Source organism: Clostridium sp. AF23-6LB (genome assembly GCF_003461085.1).
GTDB lineage: Bacteria > Bacillota > Clostridia > Lachnospirales > Lachnospiraceae > Coprococcus > Coprococcus ammoniilyticus.
Map to the genome: position 1 here is coordinate 452,036 of NZ_QTWK01000001.1, position 20,812 is coordinate 472,847.

Sequence of the window (20,812 nt, forward strand, 5' to 3'; positions counted from 1 at the left end):
TTTGTGCACAAAAAGTCTCGTTTTTTTATTATCATTTGCAAAATACAGCATGTACCAACCAAAGTTTTTCCCAAATACAAGCAGTATGTTTGAAAAAAAACTACTGTTCATTATCTGCCTCAGGAAAAAAGCAAAAGAAAGGACATGGGCTTATGAAAGAAATCTATCAGCTGAACAAAGAAGAATTATTCCGAACCTGCGGTAATCCGGAAGGACTTACCACTACAGATGCTAAAGAGCGACTACAAACCTATGGGGAAAATGCTCTGGTCGAGCAAAAGAAACAAAGCGTCGCTTCTGTCTTTTTTCACCAGTTTGCCGATCTGCTCGTTATCATCCTGATCGCTGCCGCAATCGTCTCTATGGCATCCGGCAACATCGAAAGTACGATTGTTATATTTGCGGTTATTATCATGAATGCGATCCTTGGTACGATCCAATATGTAAAGGCAGAAAAATCTCTTGATTCCTTAAAAGAATTATCTGCCCCAAAAGCGAAAGTATTACGGGACGGAATCAAACAGGAGATCGCATCAAAAGGCATCGTACCGGGAGACATCCTGCTCTTGGAAGCCGGTGATATGATCGTCGCTGATGGCCGTATCATCGAAAATTTCTCTTTACAGGTAAATGAAAGTTCTCTGACCGGAGAGTCTACAAATGTGGATAAAGACGACTCTGATATCACCGAGGATGTTGCTCTCGGTGACCGCATCAATATGGTATTCTCCGGCAGTCTTGTTACCTATGGTCGTGCAAATGTTCTCGTTACAGCAACCGGAATGCATACAGAAATGGGTAAGATAGCCACCCTTATGAATAATACAAAATCCAAAGCGACCCCACTTCAGATCAGTCTTGATAATTTCAGTAAAAAACTGGCAACGATCATTATGGTGATCAGCCTGATCGTATTCGGTCTCCGCCTGATGCAGGGCGAGAAAATACTGGATTCTCTGATGTTCGCAGTTGCCCTTGCTGTCGCTGCCATTCCGGAAGCTCTCGGTTCGATCGTTACGATCGTTCAGGCAATGGGTACCAGAAAGATGGCTGCCGACCAGGCGATTATCAAAGATCTGAAGGCAGTCGAAAGTCTGGGCTGTGTCTCTGTTATCTGTTCTGACAAGACAGGCACACTGACACAGAACAAAATGACAGTTCAGCAGCTTTATACCTGTGATACTCTGTTAAATGCCGACCAACTGGATCTCCATATTCCGGCACATCGTTATTTCCTGTACAACTGTATCTTAAACAACGACAGCAGTATCCGGGATGGCAAGGATATCGGGGATCCGACTGAAACCTGTCTCCTTACGATGGCAAGGAAAACGAAACTATTTGATGTCGGTGTAACAGAAGAAGTTTTGCGTGATCTGATGCCACGTCTGGAAGAGATTCCATTTGACTCCGAACGGAAGCTGATGAGCAGCAAATACCTATTGCACGGCGTACCTACACTTCTGACAAAAGGTGCAGTCGATGTTCTTCTTACCCGCATGGATTCAATCATCACAGAGGATGGTATCCGTCCGATTACAGAGAACGACCGCGACAGAATTCTGGAACAAAACATGCAATTTTCCAGACAAGGTTTACGGGTTCTGGCACTTGCCTATAAAGAATGTTCCGATTCGGAAGTTCTGACCGCAGCCTCCGAATATGGTTATACTTTTATCGGACTTGTATCCATGATCGATCCGCCAAGAGAAGAATCCATGGCTGCAGTTTCGGATGCTATCTCCGCCGGAATCAAACCGATCATGATAACCGGAGATCATAAAGTAACGGCAACCGCTATTGCCAGACAGATTGGTATCTTCCACGATGGTGATATGGCCGTAACCGGTCAGGAAGTCGACCGTATGACCGATGACGAACTTACAGATGTTCTTCCAAAGATCTCCGTCTATGCCAGAGTTTCACCGGAAAACAAGATCCGTATCGTTGATGCATGGCAGAAGAAAGGTCACATTGTCGCCATGACCGGTGATGGTGTAAATGATGCTCCAGCATTGAAAAAAGCAGATATCGGTGTCGCTATGGGAATCACCGGAACCGAGGTATCAAAGGATGCCTCAGCTATGATCCTTGCAGATGATAATTTTGCAACGATCATAAAAGCTGTCCTGACAGGAAGAAATGTTTACCGTAATATCATGAATGCCATCCTGTTCCTTTTGTCCGGAAACCTCGCAGCCATTCTGGTAGTTCTCTACTGCTCCATCATGGCGCTTGATACCCCATTCCAGCCGGTTCATCTGCTCTTTATCAATCTGCTGACCGATTCACTTCCAGCACTTGCCATCGGTATGGAACCATCCGATAAGAAATTACTTCGTAACAAACCGCGAGATCCAAAAGCAGGAATCTTCAATAAATCCTTCTCGCTCCAGCTTATTTGCTACGGTGTTCTGATCGGTATTGTTACAACCGTCGCCTTTTATCTGGGTGATTCCGTAAATGCCCTGACTGCCAGCACAATGGCATTTGCCACACTGACGCTTGCAAGATTATTCCACGGATTTACATGCCGCAGCGAATCCTCTATTATAAAGATCGGTATCCGCTCCAACCTCTGGAGTGTCGCCGCTTTCTTCGCCGGTGTCCTGCTGCTTGGCTTTGTCCTGCTCGCACCATTTATGCATGGCTTATTCATGATTGCCGACCTGACAGTTAAAAATGTATTGAGCATTTTAGGGCTTGCATTTATCCCAACCTTTATTATCCAGATCACACGAATAATAAAAGAAGCTGTTCGTAAATAACTGCAGCGTCAAGACTTATGAAATGGTTGTGTTGTGCCTGTAAAAGTCATGACTTATACAGAGTCGAATGCCGGCTGGCGTTTTCTTTTAATAAAACTCCAGTCGGTGTTCCACCAGCTCATCTCCTTCATAGACCAGCCGCAGAGTGAAGAAACGTTGTTCATCTTCTAATAAAAGTTTTAAAAATATGGCATCTCCTGTCCAGGTCGGAAGAGATGGCACGATGCTTTTATCTACCCATTTCAGTTCTCCTTCATTGCAGGCGGTTAAGCTTCCGGTAAAGCCATCTGCTGTAAACAGACACATCAGCTCCGGCTCACAGACATCACTGATAAATGTGATCAGGCCACGGAACTGATAAGATGTCAGTGTCAGTCCTGTTTCTTCTTTTACTTCCCGAAGCAGGCAGTCTTCCGGTCCTTCTGTTCCTTCCGCATGTCCGCCGACTCCGATCCATTTATTCTTATTAATATCTTTCTCCTTCTTTGTACGATGAAGCATCAGATATTTTCCGTCTTTCTCTATATAACATAATGTTGTCATTTTCATAGTAAGTGACATAGTCTTTCATCTCCTGTTATTTGTCATATTTACCCATATGCGCTCATTATACCTTCCCCCCGGACAAATGCAACCGATAATTCAAATACAGTTGCCATATTGAAATTATCGCTTTTCCGGTGCTATAATAAGGAGCGACAGGTTGTAAACCTGTCCGATCACAATATGTGAAGCAATTACAAAACATCGACAGTTTTGCAATTACCTATATATAACTTTATACGGAGGTATGAATATAATGAGTAAAATTGATGAAGTCAGAAGCGAAATGATGGCCGCTATGAAGGCACATGATAAAGAGAGAAAGGACGCATTATCCGCACTCCTTACAGCCCTGAAAAATAAATTTATAGACAAACGTGCTGATCTGACAGAGGAAGAAGAAAACGAAGTTGTATTAAGAGAAATCAAGCTCGCAAAGGAAACAATCGATACAACACCTGCTGATCGTACCGATATCATAGATGAATGCAAGGCAAGAATCACCGTATTCGAAGAATTCGCACCAAAGATGATGGATGAAGCAGAGATCACTGCTACGATCAAAGAAGTTCTTGCAGGTCTTGGTATCGATGCTCCAACAGCCAAAGACAAGGGTAAGATCATGAAAGAGTTGATGCCTAAGGTTAAAGGCAAAGCTGACGGAAAACTGGTCAACCAGATCCTTACATCTATGATGGCATAAGCATACAAAGCCACCACACGATAACAGAAAAACTCCATGCCCGGTGTCTATATCTTTATTTCGCAGAACACTTTCGTTCGATCCGGAACGTAACGGTACTAAACTCATCACCTGTTGGTAATTCGTTAAGAACCGACGTTCCGAACAGGTCTGCTTCATAAAATATATAGACGTCCGGCATGGAGTTTTTAGTTTATATCTCAGCTTTCATGTCCTGACCCTTTGATCCACGACATAAGTTCATCAAGTTTAATCGGCTTGCTGTAGAGATAGCCCTGGAATGCATCACAGCCAAGTTTTTTCAGTTCATCTCTCTGAGCTTCATTCTCTACATATTCAGCAATAATCTTGAATTTCAAAGATCTGCCCAGATAGACGATTGATGCAATGATATCACGATTCGTTTCATTATGAATAACGTCTCTCGTCAGAGATCCATCCAGCTTTACAATGTTAAAATACTTCGTCTGCAAATAAACCAGCGACGTATGTCCCATACCAAAATCATCGATCAGGAATCTGTGACCTTTCGCCTTCAATGCTTCAATCTTTTTCGTTATATCAATGGACGAAGAAAGTGCATCCTGCTCCGTGATCTCAAGTCCGAACTGTACATTTGGAAACTGGTATTTCTGTACAACATTTTCGATACATGCTTCAATGCCATCCCATTCCAGAGATTCATTTGTAAGATTGACCGACATCTTGAAATCATCCGGTACGATATCCCTTACCTGTGCCAGTGCCGCACCTGCCGTATCAAAGATAAATTTCTCTAACGTACTAAGTACCTTCTTTTCCTTGGCAAGCTGTATGATCAACGGAGGATAGATAAATCCAAATTCCGGATGCTCCCAACGGATCAACGCTTCTGCACCAATGCACATGCCATCACGGTTCACCTGTGGCTGATACACTAAGAACAATTCTTTCCGTCTGATTGCTTCAACAAGTTCATCTGCCAGGATACGGGCCATATGTCCGATCTCATCTTCACGCTTTGTATATGGTGAGATGGAATTGTTCTGCTCCTCGCGCTGCATCTCCTCCACCAGTCTTTTGACATCACGTTTCAGACGCAGTTCCCGCTGTTCTTCATACATACGAATAAATGGTTTATAAATACACACACCAATTGCCAGACACAGGATCTGCAAAACTGCTCCTGCCCAGGAACCGGTAGCCTGATACCCACTCAGAATAACAGGCGTCGTCCAATCAACTTCACGTATCACATGCGGAACAAGTCCAAAGAACATTGCCGCATAAGTGACCAGATAATTCACCATCGGTACAAGCATAAATGGGATCAGTAGAATAGGATTCAAAATCACAGGAACTCCAAATAAGACAATTTCACTGATATTGAAGACCAAACTCGGTGCTGCCATATATGCAAGATTCCGAACACCCTTCTTTTTCGCAAACAACAGGATCGCAATCACCAGACACAAAACGGCTCCCACTCCTCCCAGAAGTACAAATACATCCTGCATTGTCTTGCTGAAAATTCCGGCTGTTATATCAGAAAAATTCTGCTTGATCACTGTGTCTAACATATTGTGTCCATGAATTCCAAAGAACCATAACGCATGTGTCAGAAAAATAATGACCACTCCTGCTCCCAGTCCATTCTGTAATGGCTTTAACAGGTAATCAAAAAAGCGTTCAACCAATTCCTGAAAACCGCTTACTCCAAATAATACCTGTAACAAAATTCGAAAAAACGCAAAAAATCCAATAATGACAACCGCCGGAGCAATTCCCTCGATTGCTTCAATATAGATACCGTCCGTATTCGTACGCTGATTTTTCACCTTGAAGAAACGACTGCTCTTCATTGTGTAATAGATCTTACCGGAAATAAGCGCAACAAACAGTGCCGTAAATGCATGCATATTGCTTAACGAATGAATGGAAAAATCATCGTACTGGATTCCGAAATACCCTACCAGAGCAGCCAGTGTGATAATTACTAAAATGATAATATTTCCTGTACCTTCATAGATTTCCTGCTTTCTCCGTTTCATAATGGCATAACTGGCCGTTGTTGTTACTGCCAGAAAAACAGCAAAGAACTCATTAACACTGGCATATACAAAATTCAGAATTTCCAGTACATGTCCACCACACAATTTCGCTATAAACGTCTGATATGCAGGAATCGGTAGATTGATCAACATCGCCGCCAGGTACCCGACTACAAGAAGCGGGATCATCATGATCATACCCTGTCGGATCGCACCCAGCGCGCAGCTGCTGTCAAGCCGGTCTGCCATACGCATGATCATTTTTTTAAATTTGCTCATCTTTTGTTTTAGTGCAATAATCTGGGAGTTAATTATCACACGTTCCTTTCTCTACTCTCTCACCAGATGTAGTTTTTCTGCAAGCTTCAGGATCAGGGTTCCCTTTGGCATAGCAAGGATTTCTTCCTTCGTATATCCACCGACTGCCAGAATAGCTGCTGCATAGAAAATAACTGCAAGCAGGATTGCCAGAACAACACTGACTGAATTCATATGGATCAGGTGGTAGAAGATCTGATAACTACCCCATGCAACGATTCCCATAAATATCGATGCAACAGCAGGAGCAAGATAAATCTTCTTCACATTAAGCTTTGTAGACATATATTTGGATACAGATATATGGTTAAAGATACATGCCAGTAATGAATACAGGATCGTAGCCGCTACCAGACCGAACAGCTTCGCATCTGTAAATTTCAAAATAGCAGCAAGAAATACTAAATGGATCAACAATGCAAGTGTCGCATTCTTCACCGGCTCCATAACCTTTCCGATTCCCTGCAAGATACTGTTTGTAAGTGTTGATAATGAATAAAATACCACAGATATGCAGCCGGCAGTCAATGCCTTAAATACCAGCGGATCCGCGCCACGGAACAACAGTGTGATGATCGGTTCTGATAGCACACCGATTCCGACTGCACATGGTATCGTCACCATCATCGTGATACTCATGGACTGATTGTATACATGATTCGTTTCCGCTTTATCCCCCTTGGTAAATGCTCCCGAAATATTTGGTATCAGGGTTGTTCCAACCGCAGATGCGATCGATACCGGAAGATTGATCAGCACCATATACTGACCGGAAAAAATACCGTACAAATTTGCAGATTCAACACGATCTACATTTTTACTGTTTAAGACATTGTAGAAAATCTTCATATCTACGGTGGTCGTAATATTATACACAAATGCAGCAATAATGATCGGTGTTACGATCATTACGATCTGCCGGAATAACTTTCCATATGATTCTACATTCGACGAAACATCAGACTCTACTGTCTCCATGATTTCTTTTCTTCTTCCTGCATATGCGATCAGAATATAAATAATTCCACAGAGAACACCTGCCCCTGTTCCCATTGCACTGCCTGCTGCACCATATTTTGCATGTTCAGAGGTTCCCGGTACAAATGGTCTGGACATCAGATAAGCAGCCAGAACGCTGACAACTGCATTTGCAATCTGCTCTATAATCTGTGATATGGAGGTCGGAATCATCGTTTTATATGCCTGAAGATAGCCTCTGTAGATAGCAAGAAAGCCCGACAGAAATATTGTCGGTGCGAGGATCTGTAAGCTTAAAATCGCATTTGGCTGTTCCTTCACCAAAGCCGGTGCAAATGCAAATGTCAGGACAGCCGCCACCAATCCGACAGATACTACATAGATAAAAGCACATTTAAATACCCGTCTCGCATTTCTGTATTCTCCCAGGGCCAGCTTCCCTGAAATGATCTTAGAAACCGCTGTTGGAATGCTGTACGTAGCGATCATCAATATCATGGAATATATTGCATACGCTGTACCATAATATCCATTTCCCTCATCTCCGATAATCTGAAATAACGGTGACCGGTATAAGAGACCGATCACTCGGGATAATATACCTGCACCTGCCAGCACTGCCGCCTGAAAAGCAAAATTTGTTCTTATACCGGACGGCTTCTTTATTTTCTTCTTTTCATTATCATTCTGCATGATTGTTTCTCCTGATTATTTTGTAACTGACTACAAGACGATCAGCTACCATTCTATCTGGTTGCACATATTTCCGGCGTCTGCTATACTAACATCGGAAATGACACACGTTTCCAATACCCTATATATATACCAGTTTTTTATACTTATTACAAATAAAATATGTAAAAGATTTTCATAAAAGGAGGTTTTCCACCTATGGCTAATCCAAATATTCCAAAAGATCCTGTTATGCTCCTCAGCTTTATTAATATGAAGCTTCGTGATTTTTATCCAAGTCTGGATGAATTATGTACGGATCTGGATCTGAATGTAAATGATGTTTCCGAAAAACTGGCATCTGCCGGTTTTAACTACGATGGAAAATTAAATCGATTTATCTGATAAAATGCTTCTAATTCAAAGAAAACAACTATTTTATCCTATTGCAAAAGGAACGCCGGCAAATCTCTAACCGGGTATTTACCCCACAGAAATCTGCCGGCTTATTCTATCACATAAAGCTACACTATATGTGCCCTGTCATTTCTGAATATGCCACGTTTCCTACATTTGATCATCTTTGTCGTCATCACTGCTCTGTTTTTCCGCTTCATGCTTCGTTGCAGCCAACTGATCATCTGCTTTCTCTGCATGCATCACTTTCTCAATCTGCTGATAAAGCTTCTTCGCATGCCTCTTTGCTTCGCGCTCTGCCTTTGCGGCTGCTTTTTCCTCCGGAGTTTTTTTATGAAAACGGATATCCTCCTCTTCCTCTGTCAGATAGACTGGCTTTCCGGTTTCTTCATCGATCCGTTTGATCCGCTCAAATTCCGAGGACACCGATACCATATGCTTCTTTTCCAGCTTGTCGGTACATGTCTTATTGATATACATGTAGATACATGCAAATACCGGAACACCCAGTAACATTCCGTAGAATCCGAAGATACCACCGCCTACGATAACCGCGGTCAGAACCCAGAAGCTGGAAAGTCCCGTTACATCACCAAGGATCTTTGGTCCTAAAATATTTCCATCAAACTGCTGAATACACAGGATCATGATAAGCAATATGATACTCTTGATTGGATCTGCGATCAGAACAATAAACACACATGGGATCGCACCGATGATCGGACCAAAAAACGGAATTACATTTGTCACACCAATGATAACACTGATCAGCAATGCATATGGCATATCTACGATCGTTGTCAAAATAAATGTTATAATCCCGATTATGATCGAATCCACGATCTTACCATTGATAAACTGACTGAATATCTTATTTACACTTGCAAGTCCATCCAGAATGATATTCGCGTTTTTCAGTTTAAACAGTGCATAGACGATTTTCTTGCCTCTGGAAGCCAAATATTCCTTATTCGCCATCACATAGATAGATGCTACAATACCGATCAGGAAATTATAAATGAACTTCAATCCGCCCACAACACCGGAGCTGATATTCAATACAATCTTATCCAGATTCGGAACAACATCTGTATTTACCCATTTCTGTAAGCGGTCATATACAGTGTTTACGACATTCATTACCATTTCTTCGGATTCGCCAAGGTTCTTGAATTTATCATAAATGGTATTGATCGCCTTCATGATATTATTATAGTAATTATCCATATTGGATATAAGAAGATTGATACTGTCGATGACCTGTGGCACTACCATCCAGATCAAACCCGTGAGCAGACCAAGGAACAAAATGATCGTTATAATGATTGATATGGCTCTTGATACATGAAACAGTTTTTTCTTGTCTTTGATCACCCGATCCTGTAAGATCGTATGACACAAGCGATCAAAAAAGATAAGCACCGGATTCAACAAAAAAGCGATCACAAAACCAATTATAATCGGTGCTGCCGCCCCGGTTATCGTATCCAGTACCTTCCGAAAGCCTGTCCACTCCTCCAATATCTTATTAAATACAAGCGCTGCTGCAATTACCAGAAATATGATCGTTCCCGCCTTAAACAGCCGTCTTTTTTTTTCATTTCCCAATTTTGTCTGATAACCTTTCCCTTTCCGCATTCAAAACCCAACATCGGATATGTCGTTTCATTCCATTCCTGTAACAACACATCAATGGATTTATTCTTACATATAATTATAAACAACCTGAAAAAATTATATACTGTTTCAAAAAGTCAGGCAATAGCATTTCCTATTTTTAATAGATTTAAAATAGATTTAACCATGACTTTACCAAATCCGGAATCGTTCAAAAAATGAACCTTAAATAACCCTATATTTTTGAAAAAAGCATTGTCGATATTTTAGTTACATAGTAAAATGGTGACATGTTTAAGGGTTCTTAACAAACCACAAAACTTATTTTGCCTAAGACCGGGGAGGCATAAAGGAGGTGTTCTTATGGAAAATGAATTAATCTGTCAATTAATTATCTGGTCCATTATCTTTATGGTCTGTATAATTATCGAAATCATTACTCTCGGACTTACAACCATCTGGTTCGCGGGAGGAGCTTTGGTATCTGCGATCTCTGTATTCTTTGGTACATCACTGATCATCCAGATATTGATCTTTGCAGTTATTTCATTAGTTCTTCTGTTTACTACAAGGCCTGTGGCTTTAAAACATTTCAAATTATCCGATATGGAAAAAACAAATGTCGAAAGTCTGGTCGGCAAACAGGTGATCGTATCTGAAACCATTGATAATCTAAAAGCCACCGGACAGGTAAAAGTAAATGGTCTCGAATGGACCGCACGTGCTGCTGATGAAACTGATATTATTCCCCAGGGAACCGAAGTCACGATCAATGAGGTTTCCGGCGTAAAACTTATTGTCAGCAGAATATAATTTATTTAATTTGACAGATACTATATCTGTCGCCACTTAAAGGAGGTACTTATTATGGATTCACCACTCACATGGCTGGTAATTATCTTAGTATTCATTGCTATCATTATTATCTGCAGCACAATCAAGATCGTCCCACAGGCACATGCTTACGTTATCGAACGTCTGGGAACCTACTGCGGTACATGGTCCGTAGGTCTTCATATGAAGATGCCTGTTATCGACAAGATCGCACGTCGTGTTACCTTAAAGGAACAGGTTGTAGACTTCGCTCCACAGCCGGTTATCACAAAAGACAATGTTACAATGAGAATCGATACTGTCGTTTTCTTCCAGATCACAGATCCAAAGCTTTTCTGCTACGGTGTTGAAAATCCAATCATGGCAATCGAAAACCTGACAGCCACTACTCTCCGTAACATCATCGGTGATCTCGAACTTGACCAGACACTGACATCCAGAGAGACAATCAACACAAAGATGCGTGCTACCCTGGACGAAGCAACGGATCCTTGGGGCATCAAAGTAAACCGTGTTGAGTTAAAGAATATTATCCCACCTGCAGCAATTCAGGATGCCATGGAAAAACAGATGAAGGCAGAACGTGAAAGACGTGAACAAATCCTGAAAGCCGAAGGTGAAAAGAAATCTGCAATCCTTATTGCAGAAGGTAATAAACAGTCTGTTATCCTGGAAGCCGAAGCTGAGAAGCAGTCACAGATCCTTCGTGCAGAAGCTAAGAAGGAAGCAACAATCCGTGAAGCTGAAGGTCAGGCACAGGCTATCCTCGCTGTACAGCAGGCAAATGCAGACAGTATTCGTCTCTTAAATGAATCTGCCCCATCGAATCAGGTTCTTACGATCAAGAGTCTGGAAGCTTTCGCAAAGGCTGCTGACGGCAAGTCAACCAAGATCATCATTCCATCTGATATTCAGGGTGTTGCAGGACTTGCAACTTCATTATCAGAGTTAGTGAAAACAGAGAAATAAGCTTGAACTGATTCATTGCTAATTACAAAAATGCAGTTCATCCGTAATTATAAAAATTATCTGTTAATATTAAAAACAGCCACTGTCAGAATCGAGCCATTATTGGGTAACCATTCTGATAGTGGCAGTTTTTATTTTATCTGTTATCCTTACAATTACTCCATGCTTTCATCCGCCCAGCTCTTTATCATTGCTATCTCTCTTGCATATCCGGCATCATCATTTGGTGTTTCTAAGATAAACGGTCTGCCTGCAAGCAATGGATGCGTTACGATCCGTTTTAATGCTTCTGCTCCGATCTCACCCTCTCCGATCTTCTGATGTCGGTCTTTGTGTGAATCTCTCACATTCATGCTGTCATTTAGATGAACAGCTTTTAAACGGTCAAGTCCGATGATCTGATCAAACGTGTGAAGTACACCATCCAGATCTTCCACAAGATCATAACCACCATCCCATGTATGACAGGTATCAAAGCATACCCCGATCTTATCCTTGCAGTCAACAAGCTCTATGATACGTTCCAGTTCTTTAAAATTTCTTCCGACTTCCGAGCCTTTGCCTGCCATTGTTTCAAGTAATACGACTGTACTCTGAGTCGGTTTGATCGCATGATTTAATGCGTCAGCAATTACCGGTATGGCTTCTTCTGCCCCCTGACCAACATGTGCACCCGGATGGAAATTATAATAATTTCCCGGAAGATACTCCATCCGCTCCATATCATCCTTTAGGATATTCCATGAGAACTCCCGAATATCCGGTTTTGCTGCACAGACATTCATCGTATATGGTGCATGTGCGATCAGTTTTCCAAAATGATGCTCCTCCATCAGGGAACGTAACCGTTCCGCATCTGCCGGATCGATTTCTTTCGCCTTTCCGCCCCGTGGATTTCTTGTAAAAAATGCAAATGTATTTGCACCAAGTTTTAATGCCGCCTTTCCCATCGCCTCAAAGCCTTTGGAGGACGACAGGTGATTTCCTATATATATCATGTTGTTTCTCCTATATTGTACTTAACAAAAAAGCCGGATCACTCCGGCTTTTTTGTATCTATATCATTTTCTGATTCTTAATTGTTCTTATAGTAGTTGATCAGGCAACCATCCATAATGATCTGTCTCTCATCATCGGTCAGGCTTCCAAGCTTCAGATCTAATTCCTTGAAGTCTTTATTTACAACATATGCCTTGATGATCTCGTCCTTATTCTGAACAGCCTCACGGATACCCGGAATGAATACATAATCATCATTGTCAAATGCGAAATCTTCCTCCATGATGAATGGAAGCATACCCCAGTTGATCAGGTTGGATCTGTAACGCTTTGTTGCATATTCCTTAGCAATATTTGCCCAGCCGCCAAGTACCTTCTGGCAGGAAGCAGCCTGCTCTCTGGCAGAACCGTCACCCGGCTTTACAGCAAAGATCGTACTGCCGTAACCGGTATTGGAACCTGTGACCTCACGATCTGCAAATTTTGCTTTGATTTCTTTCATCATAGGCTTCATGGATTCATCTGCCTTGCAGAAGCATCCAAGTTCTTCTCTCTTCTTCTCAACTGCCTGAATTGCCTTTGCACGGCCTACATATTCAGGATCTTTTCTGGATAAAGTGAACTCAGCAAGTCCCAGCGGATTTGAACGATAGGAAGATGTCTCACCAGATGGAATAAGTTCATCTGTAGTTGTTACAGGATCGTTAATAACAGATGCAACCTTTAATAACAGGTTGTCTGTCAGTGCGATCATCTCCGGCCAGTCTTTGATATTCGGACCAAACTTGATCTCAACAGATGGATCAGCCTTGCCGACACCATTGTAAACTCGTCTGTCATAAATGCTCTTATCGAAGAAATATTTCTGTCCCTTGTATTCAACATCCAGATCTGTAGCTGCTGTAAGGTATCCCTTGTTAGCTGCTGTCGCTGCGATCGATCGTGCATCCATAAGTGCAACGGATGAGATCTGACCATTCTGGATCTTGGAGCCTTCACGGTTCGGGAAGTTTCTGGTTGAATGACGGATTGATAATGCATTATTTGCAGGTGTATCTCCGGCACCAAAGCAAGGACCGCAGAATGCTGTCTTAACGATCGTACCTGTCTCGATCAGGTCAGCCAGTACACCGTTCTTTGCAAGCTCCATATAGATAGGAGTTGATGCAGGGTATACAGATAATGTAAATTCATCTGCACCGATGCTTCTTCCACGGATGATATCCGCTGCCTGACAGATGTTCTCGAATCCACCACCGGCACATCCGGCAATGATTCCCTGTTCTACATATAACTTGCCATCACGGACTTTATCCTTTAATGTGAAGTCAACCTTACCGTCCAGACTAACCAGTGCGCGCTTCTTGCAGTCGTCTAAGATGTCCATCAGGTTTGCATTTAATTCTTCAATTGTATATGTATTGCTTGGATGGAATGGCATAGCGATCATTGGTTTTACCTTTGACAGATCCACATATACAACGCCATCATAGTAAGCAACTGGGCCCGGATTCATTTCCTTGTATGCTTCCGGTCTATAGTGTGTATCATACCACTCCTTGATCTTCTCATCTGTCTTCCAGATAGAGGACAGGCAGGTTGTCTCGGTTGTCATTACATCGATACCGATACGGAAATCAGCAGATAATTTATCAACACCAGGTCCTACGAACTCCATTACCTTATTCTTAACATAACCACACTGGAAGGTTGCACCGATGATCGCAAGAGCAACGTCCTGAGGACCTACTCCCTTTGCAACTTCTCCGTCCAGATAGATTGCTACTACACCGGGCTTAGCTACATCGTAAGTTCTGCATAAGAGCTGCTTTGCAAGCTCTCCGCCGCCTTCGCCGATCGCCATTGTACCGAGCGCACCATAACGGGTATGGCTGTCAGAACCAAGGATCATTGCACCACATTCTGCAAGCATTTCTCTTGCGAACTGATGGATAACAGCCTGATGAGGCGGAACATAGACACCACCGAATTTCTTTGCGCAGGAAAGGCCAAACATGTGATCATCCTCATTGATCGTACCACCAACTGCACATAAGGAGTTATGACAGTTTGTAAGGACATAAGGAATCGGGAATTCTTTCAGTCCTGAAGCTCTTGCTGTCTGGATGATACCTACAAATGTTATATCATGAGAGGTCATCTTATCGAATTTAATCTTAAGATTGTCCATATTGTCAGATGTGTTGTGCTTCTCCAGGATACCGTATGCCATAGTATTCTTTGCAGCTTCTTCCTTGGATGGAGCTGTACCTAACTTCTGTGTAAGGATCGCATTTGCATCGGCATTGTCTTCTACAAGCTCTGTGCCATTTAAAAGATAAGCACCATTGTCAAATAATTTAATCATTCTATTTCCTCCTGATTTGTTGGTGATTCTTTTTCTCATTTTGTCAATCGCTGTTTATTTTAACACAAATCGGCATAGTTGTGAACAACTATGCCGATGAAAGTTTTCATTATTATATTTTTAATCATCCTGCTTCAACCGGAACCCCGAATGAGCACCACTGCTTTTATTCTGTGAAGCACTTTCAGAAAGATCCGCAGTCTGAGGTTGTTCATGATTCATGATAGTCTCATCTACGTTCTCTGCCATCTGTGTTGTATATGGTGCTGTCTGATAGTCCGTGACCGCATTTTCATTCGCCGGAACGGTCGCTTCATCTGTAAATGCACCTGTAACCACCTGCATTCTCTTATGGAGTTCTTCCATTCTCTGCGCTTCCTCCTGTGCTTCCAGACGGGCTTTCTCTAACTTCTTCCGTTTCATCTTCCGGTCAAGCAGCCAGATATATAATGCAAACCCTGCTGCGATCACTCCGATGATCGACCAGATCATGATCGCATTATAATTCGGGAACATTCTATAATATTCCGCTGCCGTCTTTCCTGTCACATCCATAGAAACTTCTGCATCGGAACCGCCATGATCATGTCCCTGCCAGTCCGCATCAGATTTAAGGAAATAATCATATCCGACATTCTGTCCACCAAGATCATCCCATGTCAGATCGATATTATACCAGTGTCCATCCACCTGAACCCGATTCCACAGATGCTCGGATTCCAGTCCATAACCGTATTCACAGGTAACAGGGACTCCGGCCTTTTTCATAATGATATAAAATGCCAGCGCATATCCGTTACATGCCGAATCTCCTCTGTACAGAGTATTACATGCACCACCGGATGAGCGGTTATATTCATTATGTAAGATAATATAATCATGTACCGCTTTCACTTTCTCGTAATCTGACAGCCCCTTTATCTTCCCCGAAATCTGACCGGAACGGATAAATACAAGAAAGCTTTTTAACCGGCTCATATGACTGATCCTTACCGCTACCTTTTCTCCACCTGAATCCGGCGTATATACATAAGAAAATGCATAGAATTCTCCACCTGCATACATATTCTTTTCCATCAGCTTGTCAAGGACCGACTGATAATCCATATACGGTTCCCCTGTTGTCTTTAGCGTAACCGTATTCTTATACCTTGAAGCGGCTGTTGCTACTGCATCATTGATCTCTTCGTATGTTGACAGTCTTCCTGTCGATACCGGCAGCATCTTTAAAACGACACAGTAAACAATAAACAACAGAATGATTCCCTCAATTACGATCTTTACTTTTTTCCCCTTTGACATTTTTCTCTCCTCTTTTTTTACATTCTTGGTGCGATTCATTATACCTCATTTTTCATTATGACGAAATTCTGTTATCTGCACTTTTCCGTCTTTTATTCGTTCAAATTTCTTCTCTTATTTACAAAAAAATTTTTATTTACTTCTTATTTATACATGATATAATAAAAAAGTCTACGTTTTATTAAGAATTTTTTTCAATAAACCTTCTATTTGTCTGAAATAATAGGGGAAATCATTTCTATATTCATTCTGACATATCGATGCGTTTATAGTCACAAGGAGAGATTAAAAAGTGAAAGATACGATTGAGATCAGATGGCATGGCCGGGGCGGCCAGGGTGCCAAAACTGCTGCTCTGCTGCTTGCAGACGTAGCTTTTAAAACAGGAAAATACGTTCAGGGTTTTCCGGAATATGGTCCGGAGCGAATGGGTGCGCCGATCACTGCTTATAACAGAATCAGCAGCGATCCGATCCGCGTTCATTCCAATATCTACACCCCACAGTATGTTGTTGTCGTTGACGAGTCCCTCTTGGAATCCGTGGATGTAACCGCCGGATTAAAAGAAGATGGTGCGATCGTCATTAACACCCCAAAGACACCGGATGAGGTTCGTCCTCATTTAAATGGCTACAAAGGAAAAGTTTATACATTAGATGCCCGGGAGATCTCGATGCAGACACTCGGCAGGAACTTCCCGAATTCTCCTATGCTTGCTGCTATCGTTGCAGTCAGCGGTATCATGGAGCAGGATGATTTCCTTGCAGATATGAGACTTTCCTATCAGCACAAATTTGCAAAGAAGCCTGAGGTTATCGATGGAAATATGAAAGCCCTTGAGCTTGCATTTAAGGAGGTAACCAAGTAATGAGAACAGATATCAGCAGAATACATGAAAAAAGTAAATATACAGAAATCACACCCGGTAACCATGTGTACGGCGGTGGTACTTCCAAAGCATTTAACACAGGTGAATGGAGAACTGCTACTCCCGTCATAGATGAGAGCAAATGTGTACACTGTCTGTTATGTGCACCGGTCTGTCCGGACAGCTGCATCCCGGTCGTAGGCGGCAAACGCCTTGACTTCGATCTGAACCACTGCAAGGGCTGCGGTATCTGTGCTTATCAGTGTAAGTTTGGTGCTATTACGATGAAGGAGGGCAAATAAATGGGTATCAGAGAACGTTTATCAGGAAATGAAGCGGTGTCTTATGCGATCAAGCAGATCAACCCGGATGTCATGCCGGCATTCCCGATCACCCCTTCTACAGAGATTCCACAGTTTGTTTCTACATATATTTCAAACGGTGAGATCGATACAGAGTTTATTCCGGTCGAGAGTGAGCACAGTGCTATGAGTGCTGCGATCGGTGCAAGTGCTGCCGGTTGCCGTGTCTTAACAGCAACCTCTTCCTGCGGTATGGCGCTGATGTGGGAGGAGCTCTATGTTGCAGCTTCCAATCGTCTGCCGATTGCACTGGCTCTTGTAAACAGAGCTTTATCCGGCCCGATCAATATCAACTGCGACCACTCAGACAGTATGGGTGCAAGAGATACCGGATGGATCCAGATCTATGCAGAGAATAATCAGGAAGCTTATGATAATTTCGTACAGGCTTACCGGATCGCAGAACACAAGGATGTCCGTCTTCCGATCATGATCTGTCAGGATGGTTTCATCACCAGCCACGCAGTTGAGAATATCGAACTGTTAGAGGATGACAAGGTAAAAGCATTTGTCGGTGAATACAATCCGGAACAGTACCTGTTGAATCCAAAGATGCCTATGGCAGTCGGTCCATATGCAACTTCTCCATTCTATATGGAATCCAAAATGAATCAGAACGAAGGTATGAAGAATGCCAAGCAGGTGATCCTGGATGTTGCGAATGATTTCGCAAAGATCTCCGGCAGACAGTACGGCTTCTTTGAGGAATATAAATTAGAAGATGCTGATTATGCGATCGTTATGATCGGTTCCGCAGCAGGAACGACAAAAGAAGCAATCGATGCATTGCGCGCACAGGGCAAGAAGGTCGGCTTATTAAAGCTCCGTGTCTTCCGTCCATTCCCCGGTGAAGAAATTGCAAAGGCGCTGACTCATACAAAAGCAGTTGCGATCTTAGACCGTTCCGAAGGCTTCCGTGCAGGCGGCGGTCCTTTATCCGCTGAGATCAAGGAGCACCTGTATGATATCGGAGCTTCTACAAAGGCTGTCAGCTATATCTACGGTCTTGGTGGCAGAGATTATACAACAGTGGAAGCAACCGATGTATTTAACCAGTTAGAGGAAATGATCGAGCAGGGCAAGACCATTCCACAGTATCAGTATATTGGACTTAGAAAGTAAGGAGGTAAGACAAAATGGCATATAATTTTAAAGAAGTAATGAACAAGCCTGAGCGTCTTGCTCCGGGTCATAGAATGTGTGCAGGCTGTGGCGGTACGATCGCAGTTCGTAATGTACTCCGTGCCCTTCATGAGGGTGACAAAGCAGTTATCGGTAACGCTACCGGATGTCTGGAGGTTTCCACCTTCATGTATCCATATACTGCTTATGAAGACAGTTACATTCATAACGCATTTGAAAATGCAGGCGCTACCCTTTCCGGTGTAGAAACTGCTTATCATGTATTAAAGAAAAAGGGTAAATTAGATGAAACATATAAATTCATAACATTTGGCGGTGACGGCGGTACTTACGATATCGGTCTTCAGTCTTTATCCGGTGCTATGGAGCGTGGTCATGACATGGTATATGTCTGCTACGATAACGGTGCTTACATGAATACCGGTATCCAGCGTTCTTCTGCTACTCCGATGTATGCAGATACAACTACCACTCCTGTCGGTTCCCAGTCAAATGGTAAGATGCAGAACCGTAAGGATCTGGCACAGGTTATGGCAGCTCATGATATCCCTTATGTCGGTCAGACTACTCTGCTTGGTAATATGCGTGATATCTATGAGAAATCCGAAAAAGCCATCTACACACCGGGTGCTGCTTTCTTAAATGTTATGGCTCCTTGTCCTCGTGGCTGGCGTTATCCTACCGAACAGATCATGGATATCTGTAAGCTGGCGGTTGAGACCTGCTACTGGCCTTTATTTGAAGTCATCGAAGGCAAATGGATCTTAAGCTATTCTCCTAAGAAGAAGCTTCCGATCGAGGACTTCTTACGGACACAGGGTCGTTTCAAGCATTTGTTCAAGCCTGAAAATGAGCATTTACTCGTTCAGTATCAGGAGGAAGTGGATCGCCGTTGGGAGGATCTGCTGTTCCGCTGTTCGAAGAACTAATCACACATACGAAAATAAATCAGTCCTTGGGGTTATAATATACCCCAAGGGCTGATTTATTTTCTGCCTGTCTCACTATTCCATACCTATGAAAAGTTCGTCGCATATAGCGACTCACTAAGAACCGACGCTCCCAAAGGCTTGCTTTATAAATAGTAAAACACACCATAGCGGGGATTCTGTTTTTTATTAGTCGATAACTTCTTCAGCTCCACAGCTACAAACTCTCTTGTGTAAAGTAATAGTACCAACAACCCACTTTTTCTGCATTTTACAGCTGTATCCGTTCCCGCCTTTTCCAACTGATATAGCCATACATATCATTGATAAAGAAGATACCGAAATTCACAACGACCGGGATATAGGCAGGATTCTTCATGGATGCCAGCACCCATAAAATGATCAGCACGATATCATTTGCCGCATACCATACTGCATAATACGAGGAACGGAGCATCGTAAGTGCTGCTGCCAGAAAACTGGTTATGATCGATATGGTGCTGAATATAATATTCGGGGTATCGAATACAACTAAAATATAATAAAATACTGCCGTTACGATCGCGCCGGATATAATAAGCCCTATGATGTGCTTCCGGTTCAGCTTCTGGATCTTTACGACATTTCCGTTTCCGCCGGAAGGATTCTGGAGCCATGTGATCGTAGACCAGATCGCCATAGGCATTGTCATGCCAAGATATGTAATCATCTCGCCCCAGTAATGGAACCGGTAGGAAATGATCCCATAAAGGATGCTGAATATCACCATCAGGATCTGTGCCCATACATTTCCCTTTGCTGCAAAGATCAGCGAAGTTACACCCACTAATGCAGCTACCAGAGTCAGCAGATCAAAATCTGTTGTCAGCAAGTTCGATACGCATACGATACAAATAGATCCTAACCAGATGATCCATTCCTTCTTTGTTAATTCTTTTATTGGATTGTTCATGTTTTCTTTCTCCTGTGCCGCTATTCTAATATATAATCAT

General features: G+C 42.6%; 17 protein-coding genes. 9 read left to right on the top strand and 8 right to left on the bottom strand.

All coding sequences use genetic code 11. From position 1 onward, the window contains the following. Positions 1-152 precede the first annotated feature (152 nt). On the top strand, positions 153-2,768 hold the full coding sequence (locus tag DWY07_RS01965) for a cation-translocating P-type ATPase (RefSeq protein ID WP_117822322.1): 2,616 nt from the start codon (positions 153-155) through the stop codon (positions 2,766-2,768). An 87-nt stretch (positions 2,769-2,855) separates the two neighbouring features. Here DWY07_RS01965 and DWY07_RS01970 read toward each other — a convergent pair whose 3' ends face one another. After that, entirely contained in the window at positions 2,856-3,317 is a 462-nt protein-coding gene (locus DWY07_RS01970) for an 8-oxo-dGTP diphosphatase (protein ID WP_117785708.1), read from the bottom strand. A 250-nt stretch (positions 3,318-3,567) separates the two neighbouring features. Between DWY07_RS01970 and DWY07_RS01975 the strand changes: the two genes are divergently transcribed. Further along, complete coding sequence (locus tag DWY07_RS01975; RefSeq protein WP_021944919.1) at positions 3,568-4,014, top strand: GatB/YqeY domain-containing protein; 447 nt, start codon at positions 3,568-3,570, stop codon at positions 4,012-4,014. Positions 4,015-4,214: 200 nt separating this feature from the next. On the opposite strand, the gene DWY07_RS01980 is transcribed toward DWY07_RS01975, so the two are convergent. Further along, complete coding sequence (locus DWY07_RS01980; protein WP_147340232.1) at positions 4,215-6,323, bottom strand: EAL domain-containing protein; 2,109 nt, start codon at positions 6,321-6,323, stop codon at positions 4,215-4,217. A 51-nt stretch (positions 6,324-6,374) separates the two neighbouring features. Further along, positions 6,375-8,033 (bottom strand): polysaccharide biosynthesis protein, encoded by a 1,659-nt coding sequence (locus DWY07_RS01985; RefSeq protein ID WP_117822078.1) that lies wholly within the window; start codon positions 8,031-8,033, stop codon positions 6,375-6,377. 198 nt (positions 8,034-8,231) lie between these two features. Between DWY07_RS01985 and DWY07_RS01990 the strand changes: the two genes are divergently transcribed. Further along, positions 8,232-8,417, top strand: coding sequence for a DUF4250 domain-containing protein (locus DWY07_RS01990; protein ID WP_021944922.1), 186 nt, complete (start codon positions 8,232-8,234; stop codon positions 8,415-8,417). Positions 8,418-8,579: 162 nt separating this feature from the next. On the opposite strand, the gene DWY07_RS01995 is transcribed toward DWY07_RS01990, so the two are convergent. Next, positions 8,580-10,037, bottom strand: a complete 1,458-nt coding sequence (locus tag DWY07_RS01995; RefSeq protein ID WP_242997290.1) for an AI-2E family transporter — start codon at positions 10,035-10,037, stop codon at positions 8,580-8,582. Between the two features lie 372 nt (positions 10,038-10,409). Between DWY07_RS01995 and DWY07_RS02000 the strand changes: the two genes are divergently transcribed. After that, positions 10,410-10,859 carry an NfeD family protein gene (locus DWY07_RS02000; RefSeq protein WP_117822080.1) on the top strand — a complete coding sequence of 150 codons (450 nt, stop codon included), beginning with the start codon at positions 10,410-10,412 and terminating at the stop codon, positions 10,857-10,859. Positions 10,860-10,913: 54 nt separating this feature from the next. After that, complete coding sequence (locus tag DWY07_RS02005) at positions 10,914-11,849, top strand: stomatin-like protein (RefSeq protein ID WP_117822081.1); 936 nt, start codon at positions 10,914-10,916, stop codon at positions 11,847-11,849. Positions 11,850-12,004: 155 nt separating this feature from the next. Here DWY07_RS02005 and DWY07_RS02010 read toward each other — a convergent pair whose 3' ends face one another. The 3 genes from DWY07_RS02010 to DWY07_RS02020 all read right to left on the bottom strand — a co-directional run bounded on the left by DWY07_RS02010 (position 12,005) and on the right by DWY07_RS02020 (position 16,518). After that, positions 12,005-12,847: a deoxyribonuclease IV gene (locus DWY07_RS02010; RefSeq protein WP_117822082.1), complete on the bottom strand. Its 843-nt coding sequence runs from the start codon at positions 12,845-12,847 to the stop codon at positions 12,005-12,007. 77 nt (positions 12,848-12,924) lie between these two features. Then, complete coding sequence (locus tag DWY07_RS02015) at positions 12,925-15,216, bottom strand: hydratase (protein ID WP_117822083.1); 2,292 nt, start codon at positions 15,214-15,216, stop codon at positions 12,925-12,927. A gap of 120 nt (positions 15,217-15,336) precedes the next feature. Next, on the bottom strand, positions 15,337-16,518 hold the full coding sequence (locus DWY07_RS02020; RefSeq protein ID WP_181983869.1) for a transglutaminase domain-containing protein: 1,182 nt from the start codon (positions 16,516-16,518) through the stop codon (positions 15,337-15,339). Between the two features lie 292 nt (positions 16,519-16,810). Here DWY07_RS02020 and DWY07_RS02025 point away from each other — a divergent pair, with 292 nt between their 5' ends. Genes DWY07_RS02025 through DWY07_RS02040 form a run of 4 tightly spaced genes read left to right on the top strand, consistent with a single transcriptional unit; the run spans position 16,811 to position 19,820 of the window. Then, positions 16,811-17,386 (top strand): 2-oxoacid:acceptor oxidoreductase family protein, encoded by a 576-nt coding sequence (locus DWY07_RS02025; RefSeq protein WP_008402650.1) that lies wholly within the window; start codon positions 16,811-16,813, stop codon positions 17,384-17,386. Beyond that, positions 17,386-17,688 carry a 4Fe-4S binding protein gene (locus DWY07_RS02030; RefSeq protein ID WP_008402652.1) on the top strand — a complete coding sequence of 101 codons (303 nt, stop codon included), beginning with the start codon at positions 17,386-17,388 and terminating at the stop codon, positions 17,686-17,688. Before DWY07_RS02025 ends, DWY07_RS02030 begins: the two co-directional genes overlap by 1 nt. After that, on the top strand, positions 17,689-18,870 hold the full coding sequence (gene porA, locus DWY07_RS02035; protein WP_117822085.1) for a pyruvate ferredoxin oxidoreductase: 1,182 nt from the start codon (positions 17,689-17,691) through the stop codon (positions 18,868-18,870). Positions 18,871-18,884: 14 nt separating this feature from the next. Next, positions 18,885-19,820, top strand: coding sequence for a thiamine pyrophosphate-dependent enzyme (locus tag DWY07_RS02040; protein ID WP_008402654.1), 936 nt, complete (start codon positions 18,885-18,887; stop codon positions 19,818-19,820). Positions 19,821-20,091: 271 nt separating this feature from the next. On the opposite strand, the gene pnuC is transcribed toward DWY07_RS02040, so the two are convergent. Then, the gene (pnuC, locus tag DWY07_RS02045) at positions 20,092-20,772 is read right to left on the bottom strand and encodes a nicotinamide riboside transporter PnuC (protein WP_021944930.1); all 681 of its coding nucleotides are present in this window, start codon (positions 20,770-20,772) and stop codon (positions 20,092-20,094) included. Positions 20,773-20,812: the final 40 nt, after the last annotated feature.